Below are 15,151 nucleotides of genomic sequence, written 5' to 3' on the forward strand. Positions count from 1 at the left end.
GATGGCGCTGCTGGTGGCGCGGGATTTGCGGCAGGCGTGGCAATCGGCGGGGCTGTGGCTCCCTGTGGCATTCCTGCTGCTGGTGGCGAGCCTGTATCCCTTTGCCGTGGGGCCTGACGCGGCGCTGTTACGGCGGTCGGGTGGCGGGACGCTGTGGATCGCGGCGCTGCTGGCGAGCCTGTTGCCCGTGGACCGGCTGATCGCGCCTGACAGGGACGCAGGGGTGCTCGACCAGATCGCGTTGCGGGGCGTGGGCGAGGAAACGCTGATGCTGGCGCGGCTGATCGCGCACTGGCTGGGATTCGGCCCGGCGCTGATGATCGCAACCCTGCCCGCGAGCGCGCTGCTGAAGCTGGACGGCGCGACGGTGTGGATGCTGGAACTGGGGTTGCTGATCGGCACGCCTGCGCTCGCGGCTTTGGGGTTGCTGGTGGCGAGCCTGACCGCGGGGCTTCGGTCGAGCGGGGCGCTGGCCGGGCTGCTCGCGCTGCCGCTCGCGGTGCCGCTGCTGATATTTGGCGCAGGGACGTTGGGCGACGGGAGCGGAGCAGCGCTCAAGTTCCTGGGCGCGGCGTCGCTGCTGCTGGTTGCCATCACGCCCTTTGCGGCGGGGGCTGCGATCAGGGCGGGACGGGAATGATAGGGTTCGCCGCCTCGCTGTTATTCGTTCTGATCTGGTCGACCGGCTTCATCGTCGCGCGGGGCACGGTGCCGCATGGCGCGCCGGAATTGATCCTGAGCGTGCGCATGACGCTCACGGCTCTGCTGCTGGGATTTGTGGCGTGGCGTGCCGGGCAGAAGCTGCCCCGAGGCAAGCGGCTGATGCTGCATCTGGCAGCGGGCGCGATGCTGCATGGGGTTTATCTGACCGTGAGCTGGTGGGCCGTCTATCGCGGAATGCCTGCTGGCATCATGTCGCTGCTCGGCGCGCTGCAGCCGCTGATGGTGGCCGTGGCAGGCGCATTCCTGCTGGGCGACCGCCTGCTCGCGCGCGGGTGGGCGGGCCTGGCGATCGCCATTGCGGGCGTCGTCTGCGTGCTGCTGCCAGCGATCGAACGATCGGGCGCGGGCGCGGTGCCGCTGCTCCCCGTGGTAGCGGGCTTGCTGTCGGTAGTAGCGATGGCGGCAGGGACGCTGGTGCAGCGCGGCTCGCTGTCAGGGGATGGCATATGGATTTCCGGCACGGTGCAAAATGCAGGCGGCGCGTTCGTCGCCATCACCGCAGCCCTGATCGCTGGGGAGACCCGCTGGGATGGCGCGCCTATCCTGTGGCTAGGGCTCGCATGGTCAGTGCTGGGCCTGTCAGCGGGCGGCCTGTCGCTGCTGGTATGGCTGGTGCGGACGCAAGGTCCGACGCGGATGTCGATGCTGCTGCTCTTGGTCCCGCCGCTTGCTGCGGTGGAGGCGTGGCTGCTATTTGGTGAGAAGCTGGTGCTGGTTCAGTTGGCCGGCTTCGCGCTGGCGCTGGGCGGAGTGCTGCTGGGCCGGTCACAAGGCAAGCGGGAGGCGGTTAGCGAACCGGCTTAAGCTAGTGTGCGATTAGGCGAGGAGAAAAGCCCCCTTCGACTGTCTGCTTGCAGCAGGCGCTCAGGACAGGCTTCGATAAGCTCAGGGCGAACGGCGATGGTAACGCCCTGCTTCTCGCCGGGTGCGCGCCGATCTGCCTCCTTCGCGTAGCAGGTTCTCAGGCGTCCCTTAGCCGCTCGTGATGGCGGATCACTTCATCGATGATGAAGCGCAGGAATTTTTCGGTGAAATCGGGATCGAGATTGGCATCCGTCGCCAGCTGACGCAGGCGGCTGATCTGACGCTCCTCCCGGCCCGGATCGGCCGGCGGCAGGGCGTGGGTCGCCTTATATTCGCCGACAGCCTGGGTGATCTTGAAGCGTTCCGCGAGCATGAACACGAGCGCGGCGTCGATATTGTCGATGCTCTCGCGATACCGCTTCAAAGTGTCGTCCACGCTCGTCCCTTCCGAATATCCGCGCGCTTTTTGCCCCATCCGTCGCTCTGTGCAAGCTATTCCCGCTTGCTATCTGCATTTTGCGCCGCCACATGGGCCGGGTCATGACCGCACCTGCCCCCGGCCCCATCTCCGGCAATGTCCACCCCATCGGCCGCGCCAATGGCGAGCCTTCGCTCACCCCCATGATGGCGCTGGTTGCCGACGGCATGAACCAGGTCAATGCGGTCATATTGGACCGGATGCAGTCGCGCATTCCCCTGATCCCGGAACTGGCCGGCCACCTGATCGCGGGCGGCGGCAAGCGGATGCGCCCGATGCTGACCCTCGCCTGCGCTCAATTGGTCGGCTATGCGGGCAGCCGCCACTATAAGCTCGCAGCGGCGGTCGAGTTCATTCACACCGCAACACTGCTGCATGATGATGTGGTCGATGGATCGGGCCTGCGCCGGGGCCGCAAGACCGCCAATATCATCTGGGGAAACAGCGCCAGCGTGCTGGTGGGCGATTTCCTCTTCTCCCGTGCCTTTGAGCTGATGGTCGAGGCGGAATCGCTCAAGGTGCTGAAGATCCTGTCCAACGCCTCGGCGGTGATCGCGGAAGGTGAGGTCAATCAGTTGACCGCGCAGCGCCGCATCGACACGAGCGAAGAGCAATATCTGGACATCATCGGGGCGAAGACAGCCGCGCTGTTCGCCGCCGCCTGCCGCATATCCGCCGTGGTGGCGGACCGGGACGAGACGGAGGAAAAGGCGCTGGATGTCTATGGCCGGAACCTTGGCATCGCATTCCAGCTGATCGACGATGCGATCGATTATGAATCGGACGGCGCCACGATGGGCAAGGACGCAGGCGACGATTTCCGCGATGGCAAGGTGACGCTGCCCGTGATCCTCGCCTATGCCCGCGGTTCCGAAGAAGATCGCGCTTTCTGGAAGCAGGCGATCGCGGGCAATCGGGTCAGCGACGAGGATTTGGCGCATGCGACCGGGTTGCTGCGCAAGACGGGCGCGATCAACGATACGCTCGCGCGGGCAAGGCTCTATGGCCAGCGCGCCATCGATGCGCTGGGCCGGTTCGACACGGGCAAGGCCAAGGCAGCGCTGACCGAAGCCGTCGAATTCGCCATCGCTCGCGCTTATTGAGGAACAGGCGCGCTCCGATCGTATAGGTGTGCAGGCGCATGTGGTTCTGACGACAGGCGCGGCAGAGGCTGAAGCGGACGCGCATGGACATCATCCTATCTCCTGAAACGCTGGCCTTCCTTATGGCGGCGGCCCTGATCTCCGGATGCATCGACGCGATGGCTGGAGGCGGCGGGCTGATTTCCCTGCCTGCATTGCTGGCGGCAGGCGTGCCGCCCGTAGCAGCCGTGGGCACGAACAAGCTGCAATCATCGCTGGGTACATTTGGCGCCTGCGTCGCTTACGCGCGCGCCGGGCATATGGATCTGAAAACCTATCGCTGGCCGATCATCGCAGCATTTGTTGGGTCGGTAGGTGGCGCCTGGCTGCTTCAGCGGGTGGACCCCGGCATATTGGCGGGATTGATGCCGGGTCTGCTGATCGCGCTCGCAGGCTATTTCACCTTTTCGCCCCGCTTAAGCGAGATGGATCGGCACAGCCGGGTGGGAATGGCGGGGCTGAGCCTGTCGATCGGCGTCATTGGCTTTTACGACGGCTTCTTTGGACCGGGTGCCGGAGCATTTTATGCCACTATCTTCCTGGCATTGGGCGGACTGGGCCTGGTCCGCGCGACGGCGCAGACAAAGGCGGCCAACCTTGCCAGCAATGTAGCGGGCCTGTTGACGATGGTCGCTGGCGGTCATGTGCTTTGGATCGCGGGGTTGACGATGGCTGTCGGCAGCATCACCGGCAGCCAGATCGGATCGCGCCTGGCCATGCGGTTCGGCAGCAAGCTGATACGGCCCCTGCTGATCATCATGTCCCTGGGGCTAACGGCTAAGATGCTGCTCGACCCGGACAACCCGGTCCATAGGCTGCTGTTTGGATAAAGCTTGGCATTGCACCGGCATTGCACCGGATGACGATTGGGGCGAGAGGAGCAAATCATGAGCGCCACCCTGCCCATCCACGATATTCTCCCTCATTTGCTGAGCAGCCTGCGTGACATGAACAGCGCGGTGCTGGTGGCGCCGCCGGGCGCTGGCAAGACGACGGCTGTAGCACCTGCCTTGCTGAATGAGCCATGGTGCACGGGGCAAGTATTGCTGCTGTCCCCCCGCAGGCTGGCAGCGCGCGCGGCGGCCGAGCGGATTGCGGAGCTGATGGGCGGCGTGCCGGGCCGGGTCGTTGGCTATGCGACGCGGATGGACAGCAGGCAGTCGGCCGCAACGCGCCTGCTCGTCCTGACGGAGGGGATTTTCGTCCGCCGGATTCAGGATGATCCGGAGCTTGCCGGAGTATCAGCGGTCCTGTTCGACGAAGTGCATGAGAGGAGCTTGGACAGCGACTTAGGGCTGGCGCTGGCGCTGGATGCGCAGGCGGCGCTGCGTCCTGATCTGCGCATCGTGCCCATGTCGGCCACGCTGGATGGCGCCCGCTTTGCCGCGTTGCTGGACGATGCGCCAGTGCTGGAGAGCGAAGGCCGGATTCAGCCGCTGGAGTTGCGGCACATCGGCCGGGCGGCGGAAAAGCGGATCGAAGATGAGATGGCCGGGGCCGTGCGGCGGGCGCTGGCGGAGGAGGCCGACGGCGACCTGCTTGCGTTCCTGCCCGGCGTGGCGGAGATCGAGCGGACGGCGGAGCGGCTGGAGGGGATCGGCGTCGAGCTGCATCGGCTGCACGGCAGCCTGGACCCGGCAGCGCAGCGTGCCGCCATCCGTCCTTCGCGGGAGGGAAAGCGCAAGGTGATCCTGGCGACCTCGATCGCTGAAACCAGCCTGACCATCGATGGAGTGCGGATCGTGATCGACTCCGGCCTCGCTCGAAGGCCGCGCTATGACCGGGCGGCGGGGGTGACGCGGCTGGTCACGGAACGGGCGAGCCAGGCAGCCGCGACCCAACGTGCGGGGCGTGCTGCAAGGCAGCGGCCGGGCGTGGCTTATCGGCTGTGGGAAGCGGCCGCCACGGCGGGCATGCCGCCTTTTGATCCGCCCGAGATATTGGAAAGCGATCTATCGAGCCTGTTGCTTGATTGCGCGTTGTGGGGGGTGAGCGACCCGGCCAGCATGCGCTGGCTCGACCCGCCGCCCCGCCCCGCGCTGGATGAGGCGCGCAAGCGGCTGACGGTCTTGGAGGCGCTGGACGAGGATGGGCGGATCACGCCGCATGGCAAGGCGCTGGCGCGGCTGCCGGTGGAGCCGCGGATCGGGCATATGCTGGTGCGCGCGGGCGAATTGGGACTGGCCGAGGTGGCGGCGGAGATCGCGGTGCTGCTGGGCGAGCGGGGCATTGGCGGGCAGGATGTGGACCTGTCGCAACGGCGGCTACGCTGGCGGCGGGAAAGTGGAAAGCGGGCCGATGCGGCCAAGGCAATGGCCAGGCGCTGGGCGAAGCTGGTCGCTTCCGGACACAAAGCGGCGGCGGGCGAGCATGATGCGGGGCTATGTCTTGCGCTGGCCTTCCCTGACCGCGTGGCTAAGCGGCGCTCTGCCGACGGCGCGGAATGGGCCAGCGTCGGCGGACGCGGTTTTAGGCTTGATCCGCTGAGCCCGCTCGCGCGTGAGGAATGGCTTGCGGTGGGGGAAGTACAGGGCAGCGCGGCAGGAGCGCGTATCCTTTCCGCCGCCCCAATCAGTGAAACTGAAGTGCTGCAGTTGTTCAGCGCGCGGCTGACGGAGCATCGGACGGTGCGGTTCCGGGCCGCAACAGGGGGCATCGAGGCTCTGCGCGAGAGGCGATTGGGCGCGGTGCGGCTGACGTCCGGATCGGATGACCGGCCGGACCCTGATGCTGTCGTAGCAGCTTTGCTGGATGGGGTCAGGCAGGGTGGACTTGATCTGCTGCCTTGGTCGGACGCGGCGCGATCACTGCGGATGCGGGCTGGCTTTGCGGGGGTGGAGGCGTTGGCGGATGCCGCGTTGCTGGCGACGCTCGACGAGTGGCTTTCGCCCCTGCTCGCGGGCAAGAGGCGCCTGTCGGACATCGACCGGTCGCAATTATCCGGCGTTCTTGAGGGCATCATCGGCTGGGACGGCAAGCAACAGCTCGACCGCCTGGCTCCCCCGGCGTTTCAATCGCCTGCCGGAAGCAGCCATGAGATCGACTATGCAGCAGAAGGCGGGCCGCGCGTGGAGCTTCGGGTGCAGGCGCTGTTCGGCCTTGCCACGCATCCGGTCGTCGGCAGCCAGCGCATCCCGCTGGTCCTCTCCCTCACCTCTCCCGCCGGGCGGCCGATACAGACGACGCGAGACCTGCCGGGCTTCTGGGCGGGAAGCTGGAGTGCGGTCGCAAAGGAGATGCGTGGGCGCTATCCCCGGCATCCATGGCCCGACGATCCGGCAGGCGCCGCCGCCACGCTCCGCACGAAACGCGCCGATGCCCGCTCCAAGTCTTGACTTCCGGGCGCACGCTGGTGCAACGGACCCATCGCCCTTCCCAGGAGTTTGACGCGATAATGGCTGCGCGCATCTACCAGATTCAGAAAAATGCCCTCCAGTCCGGCAAGGCGCGGACCGACAAATGGGTATTGGAATTTGCGCCGAGCGAGGCGAAGAAGCCAGACCCGCTGACGGGCTGGGCCGGATCGGGTGATACGCAGAGCCAGGTGAAGCTGACCTTTCCGTCGCTGGACGCGGCGCGTGCCTATGCCGACAAATATGAAATCGGCTACACCTTCATTCCGACGCCGCCCAAGACGCTGAAGATTCAGGCTTACGCCGACAATTTCCGGTAAGAGCGCGCGAAGCCGCTCATAATCGGGCGCGATGCTGCCTGATTGACGCCTTATTCCCTTGCCAAGAGGCGGGACTTGGGGGCAAAAACCGCCCTTTCATGGGAAAGCTTTGAACAGATCATGACGGATCGCCAGCAGATTTTCGACAGCATCGCCGCGCAAATCGCTCCTTTCAACAAGAAGGGCGTCGACCTCAGCGAAGCGACGACCTTCGCAGGCGACCTGGAATGGGACAGCCTGACCGTCATGGATTTCGTTGCGGCGATCGAGGATGAGTTCGACATCATCATCACCATGAACATGCAGGCTGAGATCGAAAATATCGGCCAGCTTGTGGACGCTGTGGCGAAGTTGAAGGGCTGATCCAGTCCCCTCCGTTCACTTCGCCCCTCTTGCGCCTCGCGCAGGGCGGATGATGAAGAGGACGGGCAAAAATTTTCGACTGACGCATCTCGACTTGCTCGACGCTGCTCGAACCCTAACGGAAATATGCGATGACCGACGCTGTAGAGACCGCCACCGACGCCCATACGCCTGCTGAAGTCCCGGGCGCGCGCGACCTCTTTTCCAAATTCGATCCCTTGATCGCCGAGCGCGAAGCGCTGCTCGCGACCGGGGTGCGTGATCCCTTCGCGATCGTCATGGATGAGGTGAAGTCCCCTACCCAGGCTGTGATCAAGGGCAAGGACACGATCCTGCTCGGCACATATAACTATATGGGCATGACTTTCGACCCGGACGTCGTCGCGGCGGGCAAGAAGGCGCTTGACGAATTCGGAGCCGGAACCACCGGCAGCCGCGTATTGAACGGCACCTACCAGGGCCACAAGGAAGTCGAAGACGCGCTGAAGGAATTTTACGGCACGTCGGGCGCCATGGTCTTTTCGACCGGCTATCAGGCGAACCTTGGGATGATTTCCACGCTGGCTGGGAAGGGCGACTATGTCGTGCTGGACGCAGACAGCCACGCGTCCATCTATGACGGCTGCTTCCTGGGGGACGCAGAAATCGTCCGCTTCCGCCACAACAGCGTCGAGGATCTGGACAAGCGTCTCGGCCGCCTGCCTGCGGATGCGCAGAAGCTGGTGGTGCTGGAAGGCGTCTATTCAATGCTGGGCGACGTCGCCCCCCTGCCCGAGATGGTGGCTGCGGTACGCAAGCACGCCAATTGCATGATCCTGGTGGACGAAGCCCATGGCATGGGCTTTTTCGGCGCAAACGGCCGCGGCGTGTACGAGGAGCAGGGCGTAGAAAAGGATGTCGATTTCGTCGTGGGCACCTTCTCCAAGTCGGTCGGCACCGTGGGCGGCTTCTGCGTATCGAACCATCCCAAGTTCGAGGTTCTGCGCCTCGTCTGCCGTCCTTATGTCTTTACCGCCTCGCTGCCGCCGAGCGTCGTTGCAACCGCGGCGACATCGATCCGCAAGCTGATGCATGCTGGCGAAAAGCGCGCGCATCTGTGGAAGAACAGCCAGCGGCTGCACAAGGGCCTTACCGATCTTGGCTTCAAGCTGGGCACCGAAACGCCGCAGTCCGCGATCATCGCCGTCATCCTGACCGACCAGACGCAGGCCGTGGCAATGTGGCAGGCTCTCCTAGAGCTCGGACTTTACGTTAACATGGCGCGTCCTCCGGCCACTCCGGCAGGAACCTTCCTGCTGCGTTGTTCGCTTTGCGCGGAGCATAGCGACGAACAGGTTGGCCAGATCATCGGCATGTTCGAGGCAGCGGGCAAAGCCACAGGCGCGATCGCCTGATCGCGCAACGCCGTTGCGTCGGCGAAAAGAGGCGAGCGAGCGGCAACATGGGTCATCGCCTGGAACCTTTTGTGCCTTGATATTTTCGCTGTAATGCTGTTCGTCTAAGATCAGGGGTTGATGGCAGACAGCTATTACATGGACGACCAGGAGTCTGGCTGGCGGGCTGCGGTGCGACGCTCCCTTCCGCTGGTCCTCGTGATATTGCTGATAGGGTCCTTGGGAACCCTGCTCTACAGCGCCAGCAGCGCGTCGCGCGATCATGAGCGGGCGCTGCAAGAACAACGCCGCAGCTTCGAGATCATCGCGCTCGCTCGTGCATTCGAGGCCAAGACGGCACGCGCAGAGGTGACCTTGGCGCGCTATGTCATCAGCCTGGACCCAGACGTGGGCCGCCTTTTCCAGGATCAGTGGCGCACCGCATCCAGTCAGCTCAAGCTGCTGAATTACGCCACGCGCCGATCCGGTTGGCAACGCGCCAATGTGCGGGAATTGCAGGACGCCTTTCAGCAGCGGGGCAAGACGCTAAGCGAAATCGGGCTGCGCACCACTTATGACCAGAAGATGGCGGCATTGGCGCAGTTTCACCGTGCGGGCCGGTCGGAAGATTTGAAGCATATCACGGCCTTGCTTGACCGGGTGATCCAGGCGGAAAATGCCCGGCTGCAGGAGCGGAGCCTGGCCGTTAAGCTGGCGGGCAACCGGACGCAATTTGTCGATCGTACGTCCCGGCTGTTCGGGCTGGTGCTGCTGGTCTGCGTGCTCTTCGCGCTGTGGGTCGCGAATGCTGCCTATAGCGAGCGGCGCATGGCGCGGCGCATGGCCGAATCGGAGGCGGAGCGCGCCGACCGGTTGGAAGAAGCCGTGGCGGCGCGAACGGCCGAACTGTCGGATGCTTACGAGCAGTTGAAGAAGGAAACGTCGGAGCGCGCTGCCGCAGAGGAAAATCTCCGCCAGATGCAGAAGATGGACGCCGTCGGACAGTTGACCGGCGGCATTGCCCATGACTTCAACAATATGCTGGCGGTGGTGGTCGGCGGATTGGAACTGGCCAAGCGCAGGCTGCGCCTCAAGCCGCAGGAGGCGGCGCGCCATCTGGACAATGCGATGGAAGGGGCGAACCGTGCCGCCGCCCTCACCCGCCGCCTGCTCGCCTTTGCCCGATCAGAGCCGTTGTTGCCGAGCGCGGTCGATCTCGACATGCTGGTCGGCGGTATGGGTGAACTGATTGACCGGTCGATCGGCGATCAGATCATCGTGTCGATCGACAGGCAGGCGAAGGGCTGGCGCATTTTCGTCGATCAGCATCAGATGGAAAATGCCGTGCTCAATCTGTGCGTCAACGCGCGTGACGCCATGGAGGGTCGCGGGCGGCTGCTGATCCGAACCGGGCAAGCGCATCTGGCGAGCCATGAAATCGGCGAATGTGCCGAGGGCGATTATGTCACGCTGAGCGTCAAGGACGATGGCTGCGGCATGAGCCCGGATGTGTTGGCACGTGTGTTCGAACCCTTCTTCACCACCAAGCCGGTTGGCAAGGGAACGGGCCTGGGGCTGAGCCAGATTTTCGGCTTCGTCCGGCAGAGCCAAGGCGAAATCCGTATTGAATCCGAGCCAGGTGAAGGGACCAGCGTTCACATCTACCTGCCACGGAAGATTGGCATGGAGAAAGCCGCCGACGCTGAACAGTCTTTGCCAGAGGGTGAGCCGGTATTGCATCCGCCCACCCGCATCCTGGTCGTGGAAGATGATCCGCGGGTCCTGAACCAGACCATGTCCGCACTTGCGGAACTGGGCCATTTGCCCGTTGCCTGCGACCACCCGTCAAAGGCAGCGAAGCTGTTGACCAGCCATGGTGACATCGGCCTGATCATGAGCGACGTGTTGATGCCCGACATGACGGGTCCTGAAATGATCCGCACCCTGCCCCCGGCATTTGCCAGCCTGCCTGTGCTGTTCGTCACCGGCTATGCGGGTGACATCGCCGAAGGTACGGACTTTGGCGGGCATGAGGTGCTGCGCAAGCCCTACACGTTGATGGGCCTGTCCCAGGCGCTTTCCAATGCGCTCAGCGGATCGCACCACCCCGGAACAGCCGCGGCAGCAGAGTAAGCGCGCCGACAAGCGGCCAGCGCCGCTGCCAGGGCTTGATCTGGATGCTTGTGCCTGCGTGACGGTTGATCTTCCACGCCAGATAATCGATTCCGCCCGCATAGGTGAAGCTGGCCTTGGCGAGGCGGATGACGGAGAGATATTTGCCGCGCCTTTGCAGAGCGCGCCAACGCTTGGCCGGATCTGGCGGTGAAGGCGGCAAGCCTTGAGCCAGGGCGGCCTCTCCGAAGCGGCGATAGCGATCGGGATCGGCATCGACGATCGAAACCGAACGCCCCTTCTTCTCCGCCCGCAGTTCGGCATTATAGGTGAGGGTGAAACCCGCCTTCCAAAGCGACAGCGCGTCCTGCGCCTGGGTCATCGGACGAGCAAGCGACAGGAGCGTAGGGGCGGCGCCCGCGACCGCGCTGATCGCGCGCTGGCGGGCGAGATCGTCTGCGGCCCAGAGCAACCGCGCAGGCTGCGCGAAGCGGGCCCAGACCGAGACATTGTCGGCGGCGGGGCTGTTCAGGCGCGCGAAGTCAGCCTCCGAGAGTATGGCATATTTGGCGATCAGGCCATTATGTTCGAACGGAAAGACATTGGGCGGGATCAGCCGGTTGGCGGTGGCAAGCCAGCTTCTTCCGTAAGCGGCGCGATAGCTGGACACGATGAGGTAGAAGTCGAGCATCAACCCGTCGAGATTGCGCTCCCGCAGACAGGAGCCGTAGAACAGCACCGCCCGCGCCGCTTCTGGATATTGCGCCGCCAGCGCCCCGGCCATCGCCGCAGCGCGCGGGTCGGCGGATGCTGTGAGTTCGGCTGTGACAAGGCGGAGGAGCGGGTTGGGCATCGCGTTCCCCATATCCGGTCCAGCAGAACTTGTCGAAGGGTCAGCCATCAAAGGCCGTCAGGCGCCACCTTTCGGAACAGCAGCGACAGATTATTGGCGGGCATTTCGATCAACTTGTCCAGCGAGAAGCCTCGCGCCTCGGCGGCAGCCGAAACCTCATCGATGCGACGCAAGCCCCATCGTGGGTCGCGCGCCTTGAGCGAAGCATCAAAGGCGAGATTGCTAGGTGCGGTTTCCACCTCGTCCCGGATGAAGGGGCCGTAAAGGTAGAGGAGACCGCCTGCGGGAAGCGTTTTCCCGGCACCTTCCATCAGGCCGAGCGTCGCGGACCAAGGGCTGATGTGCGTCATGTTGATGCAGAGGATCGCATCGGCCCTGTTGAACGGCCAGGGAGCAGTCGCATCGAGCATGACCGGCGGGAGGAGATTGGGAAGCTTGGCCTCCGCCCGCCATGCGTCGATCGATGCCAGCGCCGAAGAGTCAGGATCGCTGGGCTGCCAATCGAGGTGAGACAAAGCGGCGGCGAAGTAAGCGGCATGCTCACCGCTGCCGCTCGCCACCTCCAGCACAAGTCCGGAAGATGGCAGCGCGTCACGGAGCACCGCAAGGATGGCGTCGCGGTTCCGCAGCGTTGCGGGGGCGTGAAGCTTGTTGCTCGCCGCCCCCGCGTCCCCCGGAACCCAGACGCTCACTCCGCCGCCTGCGCCAGCGCCGGGTCCGTCCAACTGAGGACCGGCTTGCGGGCGGCCAGCGTTTCATCGAGACGGCGGCGAGGGGCGAAATAGGGCGCGCCCTTCAACGCCTCGTCCCCGGCCTTGGCGCGTTCCGCGAGGCTGCGCAGCGCCATGATGAACTGGTCGAGCGCTGCCTTGCTTTCCGTTTCGGTGGGCTCGACCAACATCGCGCCATGGACGACCAGCGGGAAATACATGGTCATCGGATGGAAGCCCTCGTCGATCAGCCCCTTGGCGATGTCGAGCGTGGTGAAGCCTTCGGCCAGGCCCTTGTCGCTGAACAGCGCCTCATGCATGCACGGGCCACTCTGGCCGAACGGGGCATCCAGCACGTCGTCCAGGCTGCGCAGAATGTAATTGGCGTTCAGCACCGCGTCGCTTGCGACTTGGCGCAGACCGTCCGCGCCATGGCTGAGGATGTAGGTCAGCGCGCGCGTGAACATGCCCATCTGGCCATGGAAGGCGACCATGCGGCCGAAGCTGCTGGCATGATGTTCGTCCGCCGTTTCTTCTTCGACCAGCACGAAGCTGTCGCCTTGACGCTCCACGAAGGGCAGCGGCGCGAAAGGCGTGAGCGCTTGGCTGAGCACCACCGGCCCGGAACCGGGACCACCGCCGCCATGGGGCGTCGAAAAGGTTTTGTGCAGGTTGATGTGCATGGCATCGACGCCAAGGTCGCCGGGGCGGACCCGACCGACGATGGCATTGAAGTTCGCGCCGTCGCAATAGACGAAGGCTCCGGCGGCATGCACCGCGTCGGAAATCGTCTTCATGTCACGCTCAAACAGGCCGCAGGTGTTTGGGTTGGTGATCATCACCGCCGCGACGTCCGAGCCGAGCCGGGCCTTCAAGGCTTCCAGATCGACGCGGCCGTCTGGAGTTGCCGGAATGTCTTCGACCTTATAGCCGCAGAAGGCCGCTGTCGCGGGGTTGGTGCCATGGGCGCTTTCCGGCACAAGGATGACGCTGCGCGCGTCGCCTCTTGCTTCCAGTGCCGCGCGGATCGCGAGCAGGCCGCACAGCTCGCCATGCGCGCCCGCCTTGGGGCTCATCGCAACCGAGTGCATGCCCGTCAGCTTGACCAGCCATTCGGCAAGCTCATGGATCACCGCGAGCGCACCCTGCACCGTCGATTGCGGCGCAAGCGGGTGAAGGTCAGCGAAGCCGGGCATCCGCGCGACCTTTTCGTTGAGGCGCGGGTTATGCTTCATCGTGCAGCTGCCAAGCGGGAACAGGCCAAGGTCGATGGCGTAATTCTGGCGGCTGAGGCGGGTGTAATGGCGCACCGTCTCCTGCTCGGACAGGCCGGGCAAGCCGATCCCGTCAGTGCGAGCAAGGTTGCCGAGGCGGCTTTCCACCTTGGGCGCTTCTGCGAAATCGACGCCGGTGGTGTCGGTCGAGCCAATCTCGAAGATCAGCGCCTCCTCCAGCATCAACGCGCGGTTGCCGGTGGCGGTTGCAGCAATCCCAGCTTCTTCGGTTACGGCTTGCGGCGCGGTGGGGCGGCCTTCCTTGAGCATGGTCATGCCAGTTCCTCCTCAAGCGCCCTGGCCAGGGCTTCGATATCTTCGGCGGTCACGGTTTCCGTCACGGCGACGACAAGGCCGTTTCCGATCTCCGGAGCATCCGGGAACAGGCGTCCCAACGACACGCCGCCAAGCACGCCCTTGTCGGCGAGATTGCGCACGGTTTCGCGGGCATCCTTGGAAAGCACCAGCGTGAATTCGTTGAAGAAGCTGCCGTTGAGCAGTTCGACGCCAGGCACCTGCGCCAACCGTTCGGCCGCCTGAACGGCAAGGCCATGGTTCAACATCGCCAATTCGCGCAGTCCCTTCTCACCCAGCAACGTCATGTGGATGCTGAACGCCAGGGCGCAGAGGCCTGAATTGGTGCAGATGTTGGACGTCGCCTTCTCACGCCGGATATGCTGCTCACGGGTGGAGAGGGTCAGCACGAAACCACGCTTGCCCGCGGCATCCACCGTTTCGCCACACAAGCGGCCGGGCATCTGGCGGACATATTTCTGCTTGCACGCGAAGAGGCCGAGATAAGGGCCGCCAAATTGCAGGCCGACGCCGATCGACTGACCCTCGCCTACGACGATGTCGGCGCCCATATGACCCGGCGCCTTGATCGCCCCCAAGGCCACGGGCTCAGTCACGACCGCGACCAGCAACGCGCCGGCTTCATGCGCGGCGGCGGCAAGTGGGGTGAGATCGGCTATGCGGCCCAGAATGTCTGGATATTGGACGACGACGCAGCTCGTATCCTTGTCGATCCCGGCAATCAGCGCGTCGATGTGGGCCGCGGCGTCCAATGTCGGCGCCTCATGCACGAGCGCATCACCGGTGAACTTCGCCATGGTCTTTGCGACGGAGACATAGTGGGGGTGAAGGCCCGATGACAGGATCGCCTTGCCACGCTTGGTGATGCGGCGAGCCATGCCGATCGCTTCCCAGCAGGCGGTGGAGCCATCATACATGGACGCATTGGCCACGTCACAGCCCAGCAGGCGCGCGACCTGCGTCTGAAATTCGAAAAGCACCTGCAACGTGCCCTGCGCGATTTCCGGCTGATAGGGGGTATAGGCCGTCAGGAACTCGCCGCGCTGGATCAGATGATCCACGCTGGCGGGAACATGGTGACGATAGGCCCCGGCGCCGAGGAAGAAGGGCGCTTCCCCTGCCGACAAATTCTTCCGAGCCAACGCCGCCATATGCCGTTCGACGGACAGTTCGCTGGCATGATCCGGCAAGCCGGGGATCTTGCCGGAAAGACGGGCTTCAGCGGGGACGTCGATGAACAGGTCATCGATCGAAGACGCGCCGATGACGGACAGCATGTCCTGCCGGTCTGAGTCGGTAAGGGGTAGGTAGCGCATATTCCGTAAACTCCG

The 15,151-nt window shown here is 64.4% G+C and carries 14 protein-coding genes; 9 read left to right on the forward strand and 5 right to left on the reverse strand.

Annotation, left to right across the window (positions count from 1 at the left end):
* Nucleotide 1: 1 nt before the first annotated feature.
* Together SPHS8_RS07175 and SPHS8_RS07180 are read left to right on the forward strand one after the other, a co-directional pair.
* Nucleotides 2–640, forward strand: coding sequence for a heme exporter protein CcmB (locus tag SPHS8_RS07175; protein ID WP_443018588.1), 639 nt, complete (start codon nt 2–4; stop codon nt 638–640).
* A complete protein-coding gene (locus SPHS8_RS07180; RefSeq protein ID WP_201514925.1) occupies nt 637–1,527 on the forward strand; it encodes a DMT family transporter in 891 nt (296 codons plus the stop codon). Before SPHS8_RS07175 ends, SPHS8_RS07180 begins: the two co-directional genes overlap by 4 nt.
* A 157-nt stretch (nt 1,528–1,684) precedes the next feature.
* Here SPHS8_RS07180 and SPHS8_RS07185 read toward each other — a convergent pair whose 3' ends face one another.
* The gene (locus SPHS8_RS07185) at nt 1,685–1,963 is read right to left on the reverse strand and encodes a chorismate mutase (RefSeq protein WP_097092697.1); all 279 of its coding nucleotides are present in this window, start codon (nt 1,961–1,963) and stop codon (nt 1,685–1,687) included.
* A gap of 104 nt (nt 1,964–2,067) precedes the next feature.
* On the opposite strand from SPHS8_RS07185, the gene SPHS8_RS07190 reads away from it, so the two are divergent.
* From SPHS8_RS07190 to SPHS8_RS07220, 7 genes are all read left to right on the forward strand, one after another.
* Nucleotides 2,068–3,108, forward strand: coding sequence for a polyprenyl synthetase family protein (locus SPHS8_RS07190; protein WP_201514926.1), 1,041 nt, complete (start codon nt 2,068–2,070; stop codon nt 3,106–3,108).
* An 89-nt stretch (nt 3,109–3,197) separates the two neighbouring features.
* Nucleotides 3,198–3,977 carry a TSUP family transporter gene (locus SPHS8_RS07195; RefSeq protein WP_201515466.1) on the forward strand — a complete coding sequence of 260 codons (780 nt, stop codon included), beginning with the start codon at nt 3,198–3,200 and terminating at the stop codon, nt 3,975–3,977.
* A 57-nt stretch (nt 3,978–4,034) separates the two neighbouring features.
* Nucleotides 4,035–6,482 carry an ATP-dependent helicase HrpB gene (gene hrpB / locus SPHS8_RS07200; protein WP_201514927.1) on the forward strand — a complete coding sequence of 816 codons (2,448 nt, stop codon included), beginning with the start codon at nt 4,035–4,037 and terminating at the stop codon, nt 6,480–6,482.
* Between the two features lie 59 nt (nt 6,483–6,541).
* On the forward strand, nt 6,542–6,820 hold the full coding sequence (locus SPHS8_RS07205; protein WP_201514928.1) for an ETC complex I subunit: 279 nt from the start codon (nt 6,542–6,544) through the stop codon (nt 6,818–6,820).
* 120 nt (nt 6,821–6,940) lie between these two features.
* The gene (locus SPHS8_RS07210) at nt 6,941–7,183 is read left to right on the forward strand and encodes an acyl carrier protein (RefSeq protein ID WP_097092694.1); all 243 of its coding nucleotides are present in this window, start codon (nt 6,941–6,943) and stop codon (nt 7,181–7,183) included.
* 131 nt (nt 7,184–7,314) lie between these two features.
* On the forward strand, nt 7,315–8,577 hold the full coding sequence (spt, locus tag SPHS8_RS07215; RefSeq protein ID WP_097091063.1) for a serine palmitoyltransferase: 1,263 nt from the start codon (nt 7,315–7,317) through the stop codon (nt 8,575–8,577).
* 138 nt (nt 8,578–8,715) lie between these two features.
* Complete coding sequence (locus SPHS8_RS07220) at nt 8,716–10,689, forward strand: ATP-binding protein (RefSeq protein ID WP_443018587.1); 1,974 nt, start codon at nt 8,716–8,718, stop codon at nt 10,687–10,689.
* Here SPHS8_RS07220 and SPHS8_RS07225 read toward each other — a convergent pair.
* From SPHS8_RS07225 to gcvPA, 4 genes are read right to left on the reverse strand one after another with little or no spacing between them, the layout of a single operon-like run.
* Nucleotides 10,646–11,521, reverse strand: a complete 876-nt coding sequence (locus SPHS8_RS07225; protein ID WP_201514930.1) for a hypothetical protein — start codon at nt 11,519–11,521, stop codon at nt 10,646–10,648. The two genes, SPHS8_RS07220 and SPHS8_RS07225, sit on opposite strands and share 44 nt — an antisense overlap.
* A 47-nt stretch (nt 11,522–11,568) precedes the next feature.
* Nucleotides 11,569–12,213 carry a DUF938 domain-containing protein gene (locus SPHS8_RS07230; RefSeq protein WP_201514931.1) on the reverse strand — a complete coding sequence of 215 codons (645 nt, stop codon included), beginning with the start codon at nt 12,211–12,213 and terminating at the stop codon, nt 11,569–11,571.
* On the reverse strand, nt 12,210–13,781 hold the full coding sequence (gcvPB, locus tag SPHS8_RS07235) for an aminomethyl-transferring glycine dehydrogenase subunit GcvPB (RefSeq protein WP_201514932.1): 1,572 nt from the start codon (nt 13,779–13,781) through the stop codon (nt 12,210–12,212). Before gcvPB ends, SPHS8_RS07230 begins: the two co-directional genes overlap by 4 nt.
* The gene (gene gcvPA / locus SPHS8_RS07240) at nt 13,778–15,136 is read right to left on the reverse strand and encodes an aminomethyl-transferring glycine dehydrogenase subunit GcvPA (protein WP_201514933.1); all 1,359 of its coding nucleotides are present in this window, start codon (nt 15,134–15,136) and stop codon (nt 13,778–13,780) included. Before gcvPA ends, gcvPB begins: the two co-directional genes overlap by 4 nt.
* Between the last annotated feature and the right edge of the window lie 15 nt (nt 15,137–15,151).

It is taken from the genome of Sphingobium sp. S6, assembly GCF_905120495.1.
Classification (GTDB): Bacteria; Pseudomonadota; Alphaproteobacteria; order Sphingomonadales; family Sphingomonadaceae; genus Sphingobium; species Sphingobium agri.